This is a genomic window from Roseibium sp. RKSG952, from assembly GCF_009711355.1.
Genome location: NZ_SMMF01000811.1, coordinates 1 through 11,436 on the forward strand (window position 1 = coordinate 1; position 11,436 = coordinate 11,436).

Sequence of the window (11,436 nt, forward strand, 5' to 3'; positions counted from 1 at the left end):
ACTGTCCGGAAACAGGGACGAACTCCACTACAGATCCAACCAGGTTTTCATCAGATGATTGACTGAGTCCGGTTGCTCAAGGGTCGGCAGGTGGCCTGCTTTTGGAACGACCGCCAACCTGGACCCCCTGATGAGGGCATGCATCCGCGCATGGCGCTCGAAAGGGCATAACCGGTCGTCTTCCCCCATCAGGATCAAGGCCGGCCTTTCGAAACGCGCCAACGTCTTTTCTTGATCCGGCCGCGTCTGGAGCGCACGGGATTGGCGCACAAACACATTCGGCCCGAGGGTCATGGCCATATCGAGGCATAGAGTAAGGATGGCCGGCGCATTGGTGTAAGGGGACAGATAGTTTGGCATCATGTCTTCACGCATGACGTCGGCCAGACGCCCCTGACGGGCTCTTTCGATCTGAGGTTCACGCCCTTTCCTGACGGCTTCCTGCTCGGCCCAGGGACCCGTGTCCAGAAGTGCGATCCGATCAACCCTCTCAGGATCCTGCCGCAAGACTTCCATCGCCACGATCCCTCCGAGCGACAGGCCGGCCAAGGCAAATCGTCCCGGTGCGTTTTCCAGAATATTGGCCGCCAATTGCTCAACCGTGTCATAGTCGGTGATGGTTGCCAGATGAATTGGAATCCGGCAGGAGAAGGTCTTGATCTGAGGCCAGAACAGGCGCGCATCACACATCATGCCGGGAATGAGTACCAGGGGAACCACACCGCCTCCTTTTCATCCGGGGTCTTTTGGAAGCTCCGGTCGCACGGGGGGCATTTGCCGGTCAGACACCTTCCCAGGTCGGTCCCGCAGGGTCGTCCGTGTTCATGACACGGTAAAGACTGGCTTCGCCGCTCATAGAAGGCCGGAGAGAATGCTCCAACCCCGGCGGAACCGCACAGGTATCGCCCGGCGCCAGGGTCTTTTCACCCGCCGCCCAGGCCAGTTTCCAATGGCCGTGCAGGATCATCAGCACTTCGTGCCGGTCAAGTGAATAGACCGGACTGTTCCTGGAACCACTTGTCAAGAACTCGACCTCGAAGCCGGGCTTGTCCCGGAGCAGCCCGGTCTCACCAATCACCTTGCACGGTTCTTCGGCGGCAAGCGCAACCAGATCCCAATAGCGGGCAACACAATTCCGGACAATTTTCCGGATTTCCGGCTCGGGATACGCCTTGAGGTCGTCTTCGCTCAAAACCGGCATGGGCGCGACGTCATCCGGCAAGGCCTGCCCCCTCTTCCGATCATACAGGACACCGTTCTCCCCCAACACCAGACCGTGCCCAAGCGCGTCCTCGATCACCTGCGGCGCCCAGATGACACCTCCGCCAGCATCGTCGCCGCCAAGAATGGCCATGATCATTCCGTAGTCCGTCCCGACGTTCTCAAAACCACGGAAAATCCCGGTCGGAATATTGATGATATCGCCCTCTTCCAGAACCACTTCCCCCGCCGTGCCCCAGCGGCCCCAGAAAAAGCGCCAGCGGCCCTTCAGAACAAAAAACACTTCCGCAGTACGGTGCGAATGCAAGGAGTTCCTGCATTTCGGCGGCTGACCCGCCGCACCGACATTAAAGCCCGGCGTTTCCCGAATGTGAATGTGCTGATCCGCGTTTTCGGCAACCCCACCACCGATAATGGCAAAGTTCTCTTTCTTGTCCGAACCCGGTGTGTGCGCATCAATAAACGCGGTCCGGCAAGGTTTCAGGTCACCATAACGGACAATCCGGGCTTCCATTTCGTCGGGCGTCATATTGCACTCCAGTCAGGCAGCACCCGGCAGTCAGCCGGTTTTCAGGATAATCTGCTTCCAAATTGCGGTTTCGTCGTAAAGCACATATTCACGGCGCAAGCCCCTTGGGCCGAATTCGGCATGGCTTGCCCCCATGATATAGACTTCGGCGCCGGTCGGCTCTCCAAAAGCACCCCAACCATCATGTTTGCCAAACAGCGACCACCGGAGTGCCGAACGGGGTGACATCATGGGATCTTCGCGACCGATTTGGTGGTCGATGGTAAAACGCGCCGCCGGGAAGCTCGCGCGCAGCCCCATCCAGAACCGATCTGCACAAGTGTGGGAAAAGCCTCCCGCCGCCCCTGGATAGCTGAGCTCGCAGGCCCGGTCGTATTCAGCCTCAATCACCGCAAAATCCGCAATCATGATGCGGCTCAGGATCTCTGCATATTTGATACCCCAGGCATTGTCGTTGCCCCTGCCCTGATATGGTCCGGTTACGTCGATCGCCGGGGTAAGTGGGGGCGTGCAGGACGCTGGTCCGCCTTCGCGATCAATCAGGTCCCGCGCATAGTCTTTCGGCTCCCAGCCGAGTTGCCGCACAACGGCCCCCTGATCACGGATCAGCCATTCATCGTTGATCTGATTGTTGATGGCATGACAGTCGGCGATGATGCGGTAATGCAAGGGTGTACCGCTGGCCTTGCCATACATGCCATCACCCAAGTGCGTCGCTGTCGACAGTATCCGATGTGATGACAGCATCCCCTCTTTCGGGGTCCCTGACCAGATTACATCTTCCCCCAGCAGCCGACGATCCGGAAATTCCGAAAGCGTGGCCATGGTGGCGCCGATGACATTCGAATTGCCGACCACGACCGAGGCCGGTGAGCGGACAATGATATCAGGTGCATAATAGTCGTGAAGGATTGCAATTTTGCGCTCTTCCCAGATTTCGCGCGTGATCCCGAGGATGTAGTCGGGAAAATCGGTCCAGCGCGGGTCAAAGCCTTGCATCAGAATATGCTCCAACTAGATGCTCAAAGCCGCTGCTGACCGCTTGCCAGTTCCCCGCCCGTCCTGCAGCGGGATCAGAAGTGTTCGTCGCAGGCGCCATCAGTCTGCCGTCCAACCTCCGTCAATCACAAGAGAGGTCCCGGTAACCAGAGACGACGCGTCGCTTGCCAGATAAACGACACCACCCATGATGTCACTGACTTCGCCAACGCGGCCGAGCTTGATCTTGCTTTCCACCCAGGCGCGCTTTTCCGGGTCCTGAAAGGTCGGCTCGGTTAGCGGCGTGCGGATAAAGGTCGGGCAGATTGTATTAATCCTGATCCCCGCAGGTCCGAACTCCAGTGCCATCGCTTTTGTGAAGCCTTCGAGAGCAAATTTCGATGCGCAGTAGACGGCCCGATCGACACCGCCTACAAGCCCCATCTGCGAGGAAACGTTAATGAGGGAGCCAGGTCGGCCCGCCTGCAGAAGTCCGCGGGCAACGGTTTGGGTCAGGAAATAGGCTCCCCGTAGATTAACGCGCATCACCGCATCGAAGTCATCAGGCGTTGTGTCGACTGCCTTTGTATGGCGGGCGTGCCCGGCGCTGTTCACCAGAATGTCGAATGGCCCCACGCGCTCAATGGTTTCCCGTGTCGCCTCGATGTCTGACACATCCATCGGCAGCGCCCTTGTCGGCCGCCCTCCCGCCGAGATCGCGTCAGCCAGCTCCAAGAGCTTGTCTTGCCGCCGTGCCGATAGGACGACCTCCGCACCGGCACCGGCCAGCGCAACCGCACTCGCAAGGCCTATGCCTGACGAGGCTCCGGTCACCAGGGCCGATTTTCCCGTGAGCGACAAGCTTGGAATTTGAGGGAGGACCATCATGACAGGGCAACTCCGGTTTCCGGATCGAAACCCGCACGCGCCTTGTTGAATTCGCGAAGCCGACGAAACACATCGACACCCAATTGCGCGTAGGTATTCAAAAGGTCCACCAAGACCCAGTTCTCGCGGATCAGACCGTTTTCGACGCGCCAGAAATCAAGGCTGCGCATGGTAATCCGTTTTCCCGGCGGCGCGATGCCCATCCAACCATCGTTCGTCAAGGTCTGGATCATGTTCGGCCACCCAGTCACAGCAGCGTAATTGCGATCACCGAAAAAATGGCAGGTGATGTCTTGCACATATTGCCCCCGATCCGGCATACCGTTCAAAAATGGGATCTGATGCCAATTCCGGAACCCCTTGATGCCGCGCCCGGTACCGATACCCGATGGTCCGTACCAGCTCATCCGGGGATGCCAGAACCGGGACATTTCCATCACCTCCGGTCCACCCTCTGACGGATGCCGTGTCATGTGATCCAGCATATCAATGATGCGCTGGCAGGTCTTCTTGCCATTGGCAGGGTCGGAAGGGCCCGGCACAATACCGTCCTCAGTGGCAGGCCCCGGTACGTGCCACTCCCGGCCAAGACTGGGCGCCATGGGCCAGGCTCCCGCCTGAATCATTACTTCCGGAAGGTCCCAGACCGCCTGCATCTCGACAATTTTCCCATCCACAACGCGATAGAATTCGTGAAATCGCATGGCGACCTGATGCCCGGTCGGAGGGATATCGAGCCATGACCGTTCAAAACTGCCCGTATAGAATCCACCGCATCCGACCCAGTCATGCCCCTGTTCGGTCGACCCGGCAATCACGATTGTATCGCGACGTTCAAGGTCGGGAATTGCCCGCAACAAGGGCCGGTAGGCCGTGTCGTAATAACCGCGAACACCGTTTGTATCTTCAAAAGGATGACAGAGCCGGAATAGAACATCCCTAGAACAGGTACGCTCCAAAACCTCCAGAACGGTCTCTTCTTCGAAGTCGTACATGGCTGCACGCAGAGGCGCGATCAGAGCCTTGTTGTCACTATGCCTGTCCATCGCGCCTCACAATCAGGTAATTGGCCTCTGTTACACTGGCGCATGTGAGCGCGCCGTGGACGGTGTCTTTCCGCTTGACCTTCAAAACCCTCTGACCCCCGAAGAAAATATGCCAGACCCCACTTCGGGCATAACCCGGAGATGATATTCGACTTCCATGGTCCCCTTGGCTGGCTCTGCCGGACGCTACGGTGCCGTCCTGGTCAGTAACCGGCGTGATTTTCTTGGGTCCCGCAGCACCGTTCCTTTTGAGAAAAAACCACGATCGTCCGGCTAATTGGTGAGGTAATTTTTTGTCAGTTCATTCCAGTCGATCCCGGGGACTGCGGAACGCCCTCCCCGCGATCAAAAGCCTCCCATCCTTTGCCCTCAAAAACATCCTTACCCAGTTGCGCCAGCACATGGGGGAAATCGACCATCACCCAATTGTCAATGATCTTCCCGTCGATGACTTTCCAGAAGTCCATGTAGCGGATCTCCACCCGCTTTCCGGTCGGCGCCACTCCCATGAATTTGCCGGAATGTGTCGCTTCCTGACGGCCGAAAGCAGCGGCCCATTCACCCATGTAGAGTCGGGCTTCGTCAATACATACCTTGTCGGAAAACGCTTCCTGAAACGGCCTTTGCCAATTGTCCTGAAATTCCCTCAGGCCTGTTTTGGTGCCGCAGCCAAAATTGCCCATCCAGCGAAAGCTGTCGGCGAAGAATTCACCGATATCGGCTATGCGATGATCGTTGAGCCCGTCGACCATACCCTCGATCACCCGACGGGTATTTTCGGTCTTGCTCATATCCGTGTCGCGGCTCAATACCGCCTGCTCGGGACGAGATCCTTTCATGTAATGCCCTCACCTTGACCGTCATGCATCATGGTTTTGCTCATCCCTTCACCGCCCCTGCGGTCAGTCCCGAAACGATCTGGCGCTGAAAAATCATCACCAGCAGAAACAACGGCGCGGTGATCGAAACAGCTGCTGCGACCGCCTCCACCTGATCGGTGGTGGTTGTCTCGCGGTTGAAATAGCCGGCGATCGCTGGAACCATGGTCTGGTTCTGCGCATCAAGAAGCAGCGAACACACAAGATAATCGTTGTAGGCCAATAGAAAACTGAATAACCCGGTCGTGATTACCCCGGGCCACATCACGGGCATTATGACCCAACGAAACGCCTGAAAATGAGTGCAACCGTCAACGCGCGCCGCTTCATCCAGTTCGCGCGGGATGCTTTGGAAGAACGAACGCAGCATCCAGATGGTGAAGGGCTGATTAATCGAAACAAGCACTGCAATGACGGCCCATGGCTTGCCGTAGAGCGTGGGCGCGGCCTCCCCCAGTACCGGGCGCAGGATTTCGGCCGAGTTGATAAAGGGCGGTAGATAACCGGCAACAAGTACCGAATGCGGCAAGGCCCGGAATACCAAGGCTACGATCAGGATCCAGAACGCAAGACCCGATCCCGAACGGGCCAGACCGTAGCCCGCCAGGGTTCCGACGGTGAGAGAAACAAGCACGACCCCGGCAGTGACAATCAACGAGTTGAGAAAGTTCTCGTAAAAGGCATTCTCGATCCAGACGGCCCGGTAATGCTCCGCAGTCAGACCGAGAATCGGCTTACCTATCGGACCAGTCCAACTGTTCAAGACACTCAGCGCTGGAGGCAACAGCCCGAAAAACACGATGATGAAGCCGAACGCAAACACGCATACGCCAAACAACCAGCCGACCGCCAGAAAATGCGGTGGTGAATAGGCGTTCACCAGACGCGGCAAGGCACCAAGCGCCAGATGTACCGCGTACAAGATCACACCAGCGCCGATGAGGATGCTGAGCACTGACAGCCCCTGCCCGGCAGCCAGAGTTTCCGGCCCGAGCAGCACACGCAGCGGGTTGTCTGCAAATGCATCGACCGGGTCCTTGAAACTCATGACCGCGATCCAGAAGATGGGAAAGGCGGCGAGAAGGCACCAAAAAACCAGGAAACCGGCAGAGCAATACCGCAACACAACCGGCTGCCTCATGGAGACCGGCAGGCTCATATCCGGCCTCCCTTGTGGTCGCGCCATGTCTTTTGCAACAATGGCACCAACAAAACAATAATCCCGATCATGGTCAGCATGGCACTCGCAGACGCACGCGAGATTGAACGATTGCCACTATCATCCGGGGTCAGGAAATCATAAGTCAGCCACTGAAGCGAAATCCGATACGCCTGACTGGAGAAGCCGACGATTTCGTCAAAGACCCGGTATGTATCCATCAAGTGGATAAGCGATACGAAAACGATCAGCGGCATGAGATGCGGAATCAAGACATATCGAAGACGCTGCCAGCGGCTTGCGCCGTCGATGACCGCAGATTCCAGTGTGTCCTTGTTGACGGTTTGCAACCCGGCATAAAATACCACGAAGGCAAATGGCGCCACGTGCCAGACCCGGTAAAACATCATCAAGAGCTCTATCGCCCAGCCATGGGCAAACACGGCGATATCCTGGTTGGTCAACCATTCCAGGAATGATGTCATGATGCCATCGCCAATGAACAGCCACCGGACAGAAAGCGCCCCAATTACCGGCGTGATAATGAAAGGAAGCAGCGACACGAAGATGACCGGTCCACGGATCAACCGCGATACACTGTTGACCGCAACGGCAATCAACAACCCAATACCGACAACCAGTGGCAGCGTCACCAATGTAAAGGTCAGGGTGAAGCGCAGCGCCTTCCAGAAGTCGATGGTCAGCAACTGCTTGAAATCGAGTGTCTTTAAAACCGCCCAGGCCCGTGCCGGCTCAAGAACACTGCGGTAGCTGTCCAGGCCTACATATTTCACTTGTTTCACGACCTTGCCGTCGTCACCGATCACCGGACGGGTCTTGTGTTCGGTAACGCATTTGGGTGCCGGAAACCCTGGGGTGCAGATTTCAACCGGGACGGTCTCGAACACCGGTTGGGTCACGTAAAAGCTTTGCACGAACACGATAACGAGCGGCACTGCGATGAACAACAACATCAGAAAAATCGAAGGGCCGACAAACGCGGCAAAAGTCTTGAATTTCATGACTGCGTTTTTAACCCGCTTCAGATCCCGGCAAAGCCGCGATCACCAGACCGGTCTTCAAGAGGATCCATGGCACTGCCTATTTGATCAAGCCGGCTTCCCGTGCTGACATTGTGTAGGCGGTTGCGATGTCCCGCAGGGTTGCGGCTGGTGTCTGTTCACCCGTCAGAAAAGCGGCCACGCCATTGCCGAGTGCTGTATGCATCAATCCCATTTGAGAGCTGGCCGGATAGGGCAAGGCTCCTTCCTCCAGCGTTTCGATGACACCCATCGCGAGGGGCCCTGGCTTGTAACCGTCGATCAGCCAGACCGCGATATCATTGTTGGCAGCAACCATTTCCGGACTGAGACCGTTCATAGCCACCCGGAATGCGGCTTCCGCCTCTTCATCGCTGGCGTTCTTGGCAATCACGATACCGTCCCACCAGATGGTCGAGGCCGCGCGTTCCGCCGCTTTCGGCGCACCCGCCATCCGGACCTTGCCCACCACCTGGGACTCGGCAGGATCATCCATTGCGGCAGCCCGGCTCGCCCACAGGTTCGCCATCGCAATCTTGCCTTGCTGAAACTGTTGCTGCACATAAGTGGAATCCGACACGAGGTATTCCGGATCCATGTAGGCAGTCAGCTTCTTCATCATTTGAAGCGCGGCCACACCCATCTCGTTTTCGATCGCAGGCTCATTGCCGGGAGTGAAGAACTCTCCGCCCATACCGAGATACATGTTGATGAATTCCTGACCAAGGTCCCAGCCAGTCTTGTAGGTGCCACCAAGCGGATAATCGACAACATCCGCCTCCTTGACCTTTTGAGCCGCCGCCAAAACCTCGTCATAGGTCTTGGGAACCGGGATCGCGAGATTGCTCAAGATATCTGTCCGGTACATCAGGTGCTGGGCGTTGATCATCATGGCAACGGCCATCGTTTCGCCGTTGATCTTGATCATCTGGTTCTGGTTGACATTCGGGCCGTAGGTCTCGATCAGCTTGTCCAGCGGACGGATCGTGGCCTCATTGAGGAGCGGGACCAGTGTGCCATTCGCAACACCCCCGATTTGGTAAAGAGCCGGATCGGCTGCAAAAGCCGCCGGTTGTTTCTTGCGAAACTCCTGATCCAGTTCGGCTTCAAAGTCGCCGCATTTAGCCATGAAGTCCGTCACGGCCTTCCAGGCTTCAAAGCCCGCAGACAAGGACTTTACCGGGACCGTGTTTTTGAACCCGCAAGCGTTCGCCGCGCCGGTCAAGGCCACCGACATAGCGCCGGCCAGAAGCAATTTCGTCCACATCATCAGGTCTCCCTGCTGGTTCCCCGCGCCTTTTAAACGACGCATCCTCGGCTGTTCCGGTACTGTGCCGGACTAAATTGCACTCAAACGTCAAGGCGGGCACCGGTCCCGCTGTCAAACAGGTGGCAAATCCCCGGAGGAACACTCAACCCGACTTGCGCATCAATACCGATCCGGTAGTCCTTTTGTGCCTTGACTGACACCAGTGCCCCACCCGCCTTGACAGTGATCATGGTCGCATCCCCGAGCAGTTCCATCGTATAGACAGTTGCCGCGATCCCGGCATGCGCGCCAGCTGGCGCAACGCCTGCGTCCTCGGCACGAAAGCCGAGGATAACTTCGCCATCGGCCGCTCCTTCGAGCCCGCCGATCTCGACATGTTCACCGATGAAAACCCCGTCTTTCAACACCCCTTGCATCAGGTTCATGGCCGGAGATCCGATAAAACCTGCAACAAATGTGTTGGCCGGGCGGTCGTAGATCTCCATCGGTGTACCAACCTGCTGAATGACACCGCGCTTCATGACGACAACGCGGTCAGCAAGGGTCATGGCCTCGATCTGGTCGTGTGTGACGTAAATTGTCGTCACCTGAAGTTCGTGCTGCAAGTTCTTGATCTGGGCACGGGTCGACACACGCAGTTTCGCGTCAAGGTTCGATAATGGCTCGTCCATAAGAAAAACATTCGGTTCGCGTACAATTGCTCTCGCCAGAGCCACACGCTGGCGCTGTCCGCCCGACAATTCCGCAGGCTTTCGGTGAAGAAAATCAGTCAGTTCGACCATGCGCGCAGCACGCCTGACCCGATCCTCATGCATTGCCGGGTCGATTTTCCGGACCTTCAATGGAAACCGTATGTTCTCGTAGACATTCATGTTCGGATAGAGACCATAGGACTGGAACACCATCGCTATGTCGCGGTCCTTCGGATCGAGGTCATTGACGATCTTGCCACCAATGACAATTTCTCCGTCACTGGCGTCTTCAAGCCCTGCGATCATCCGCATGGTGGTTGTCTTGCCGCAGCCGGACGGCCCAAGCAGCACCAGAAACTCCCGGTCGGCTATGGTCATGTCGAAGTTCTCGACACCGACAAAAGTGCCCCACCGCTTCGAAACATTTCTGAGCTGGATCTCCGCCACCTGACCTCCTGACCCATTTTGTCGCCCCGATAATACCGCTGCGTAATAAAGCTAGGCACAGCCCCTCTATCATGGCAATAAAATTTCACATTAGGATGCATAATAGTTGTCGTACGTCACAGACCAGACGGGACTGCCCCCAAATGACCGACCCCCGGCTAAAACCCCATGCCTTCTTAAACGCACTCCTGAAAACGCCGGACCCGCAGTTGCAGAGACTTTTGGAACAAAACATTTCCGACCACGCGGTCCTTGACATTGTTTTTCCGGTCAATCGGCTGGAAGGACGGGAGGCCATTGCCCATGGCTTTCTGCACCCGATGAAAGAAGCCCTGGCAAATGTCCGGCGACGCGACCAGATCTTCATTGGAGGCCCGAACCGCAGGTCAACAGGCGGCTATTGGGTCGCGTCCGTCTGCCACTATGTCGGCAATTTCACCGCGCCGCTTTTCGGGATCAAGCCGTCCGGGCATCTCGTGTTTCTTCGCAGTGGCGAGTTTTACCGGCTCGGGCCGGACGGACGTATAACCGGGGGAAAGATCCTCCTTGGTCTGATCGACCTGATGCGCCAGGCCAACCGTATGCCTCTGCCTCGTATTCTCGGGACGGAAATGCTGTTTCCCGCACCAGCGACACAAGACGGTTTGCTGCCATGCGATCAAGGGGATGGCGAAAAGACGCTGGACCTTTGTGAAGCGATGCTGTCGGATCTCACTGCATTCGATCCGTCAACGTTCCAGTCGAAAGGTCAGACGGGTCCAGACGGCTATTGGCATGAAGACATGTTGTGGTATGGCCCCGGCGGTATCGGCTCCAATTACCGCTGGGCCGGTTTTGAAAGGGACCATCGCGCGAGCTTTCTGACCGCCTTCCCCGACCGTATAGGCGGCAACCACTATTGCCGGATAGGCAACGGCAATTACGCAGCGGTCAGCGGCTGGCCATCCATGACCATGACCCATCAGGGGGATTATCTCGGCATGAAGGCGTCAGGCAAAAAGCTGACGCTCCGCGTAATGGACTTCTATCGTTGTGCAGACGGAAAGATCATGGAGAACTGGGTCTTGCTCGACTATCTCGATTTGTTCCACCAGCTGGGCCGGGATTTAATTACGGAATCCAATGCTCTTGGCTGAAGGGGGTCAAAACAGGATTTGAAAAAATCCTGCACTAGGCGGTGTGGACGGATTTGATCAAGATGCAGGCAGCTGCGATTGCAATGATGGAGCGGAAATTTCTGGCGGTTTTCTCGCAGCTCAAGAGCTATGGTTGAATCTGGTGTCCGGGC

11 protein-coding genes are annotated in these 11,436 nt (G+C 56.9%); 1 reads left to right on the forward strand and 10 read right to left on the reverse strand.

The features are described from left to right. Nucleotides 1-27 precede the first annotated feature (27 nt). The 10 genes from E1297_RS07980 to E1297_RS08025 all read right to left on the reverse strand — a co-directional run bounded on the left by E1297_RS07980 (nucleotide 28) and on the right by E1297_RS08025 (nucleotide 10,148). Entirely contained in the window at nucleotides 28-720 is a 693-nt protein-coding gene (locus tag E1297_RS07980) for an alpha/beta fold hydrolase (protein ID WP_368669485.1), read from the reverse strand. Between the two features lie 61 nt (nucleotides 721-781). After that, nucleotides 782-1,750, reverse strand: coding sequence for a cupin domain-containing protein (locus E1297_RS07985; RefSeq protein WP_155136268.1), 969 nt, complete (start codon nucleotides 1,748-1,750; stop codon nucleotides 782-784). A 30-nt stretch (nucleotides 1,751-1,780) separates the two neighbouring features. Continuing rightward, the gene (locus E1297_RS07990) at nucleotides 1,781-2,749 is read right to left on the reverse strand and encodes an ester cyclase (protein ID WP_155136271.1); all 969 of its coding nucleotides are present in this window, start codon (nucleotides 2,747-2,749) and stop codon (nucleotides 1,781-1,783) included. Nucleotides 2,750-2,848: 99 nt separating this feature from the next. Then, on the reverse strand, nucleotides 2,849-3,616 hold the full coding sequence (locus tag E1297_RS07995) for an SDR family NAD(P)-dependent oxidoreductase (protein ID WP_244327683.1): 768 nt from the start codon (nucleotides 3,614-3,616) through the stop codon (nucleotides 2,849-2,851). Further along, the gene (locus E1297_RS08000; protein WP_209015696.1) at nucleotides 3,613-4,662 is read right to left on the reverse strand and encodes an ester cyclase; all 1,050 of its coding nucleotides are present in this window, start codon (nucleotides 4,660-4,662) and stop codon (nucleotides 3,613-3,615) included. The genes E1297_RS07995 and E1297_RS08000 overlap by 4 nt, the downstream gene beginning before the upstream one ends. A gap of 296 nt (nucleotides 4,663-4,958) precedes the next feature. Next, nucleotides 4,959-5,501, reverse strand: a complete 543-nt coding sequence (locus E1297_RS08005) for an ester cyclase (protein WP_155136274.1) — start codon at nucleotides 5,499-5,501, stop codon at nucleotides 4,959-4,961. A 40-nt stretch (nucleotides 5,502-5,541) separates the two neighbouring features. Further along, complete coding sequence (locus E1297_RS08010; protein WP_209015697.1) at nucleotides 5,542-6,588, reverse strand: carbohydrate ABC transporter permease; 1,047 nt, start codon at nucleotides 6,586-6,588, stop codon at nucleotides 5,542-5,544. 107 nt (nucleotides 6,589-6,695) lie between these two features. Next, nucleotides 6,696-7,721 (reverse strand): carbohydrate ABC transporter permease, encoded by a 1,026-nt coding sequence (locus E1297_RS08015; protein ID WP_155136280.1) that lies wholly within the window; start codon nucleotides 7,719-7,721, stop codon nucleotides 6,696-6,698. A 79-nt stretch (nucleotides 7,722-7,800) separates the two neighbouring features. Then, nucleotides 7,801-9,009, reverse strand: a complete 1,209-nt coding sequence (locus tag E1297_RS08020) for an ABC transporter substrate-binding protein (protein WP_155136283.1) — start codon at nucleotides 9,007-9,009, stop codon at nucleotides 7,801-7,803. Nucleotides 9,010-9,089: 80 nt separating this feature from the next. Continuing rightward, on the reverse strand, nucleotides 9,090-10,148 hold the full coding sequence (locus E1297_RS08025) for an ABC transporter ATP-binding protein (RefSeq protein WP_368669486.1): 1,059 nt from the start codon (nucleotides 10,146-10,148) through the stop codon (nucleotides 9,090-9,092). Nucleotides 10,149-10,291: 143 nt separating this feature from the next. On the opposite strand from E1297_RS08025, the gene E1297_RS08030 reads away from it, so the two are divergent. Further along, entirely contained in the window at nucleotides 10,292-11,284 is a 993-nt protein-coding gene (locus tag E1297_RS08030) for an ester cyclase (RefSeq protein WP_155136286.1), read from the forward strand. Nucleotides 11,285-11,436: the final 152 nt, after the last annotated feature.

Bases quoted from the DNA above. Each gene is read 5' to 3' on its own strand.
- E1297_RS07985 (WP_155136268.1), bottom strand. From the start codon at position 1,750: ATGACGCCCGACGAAATGGAAGCCCGGATTGTCCGTTATGGTGACCTG.
- E1297_RS07990 (WP_155136271.1), bottom strand. From the start codon at position 2,749: ATGCAAGGCTTTGACCCGCGCTGGACCGATTTTCCCGACTACATCCTC.
- E1297_RS07995 (WP_244327683.1), bottom strand. From the start codon at position 3,616: ATGATGGTCCTCCCTCAAATTCCAAGCTTGTCGCTCACGGGAAAATCG.
- E1297_RS08000 (WP_209015696.1), bottom strand. From the start codon at position 4,662: ATGGACAGGCATAGTGACAACAAGGCTCTGATCGCGCCTCTGCGTGCA.
- E1297_RS08005 (WP_155136274.1), bottom strand. From the start codon at position 5,501: ATGAAAGGATCTCGTCCCGAGCAGGCGGTATTGAGCCGCGACACGGAT.
- E1297_RS08010 (WP_209015697.1), bottom strand. From the start codon at position 6,588: ATGAGTTTCAAGGACCCGGTCGATGCATTTGCAGACAACCCGCTGCGT.
- E1297_RS08015 (WP_155136280.1), bottom strand. From the start codon at position 7,721: ATGAAATTCAAGACTTTTGCCGCGTTTGTCGGCCCTTCGATTTTTCTG.
- E1297_RS08020 (WP_155136283.1), bottom strand. From the start codon at position 9,009: ATGATGTGGACGAAATTGCTTCTGGCCGGCGCTATGTCGGTGGCCTTG.
- E1297_RS08030 (WP_155136286.1), top strand. From the start codon at position 10,292: ATGACCGACCCCCGGCTAAAACCCCATGCCTTCTTAAACGCACTCCTG.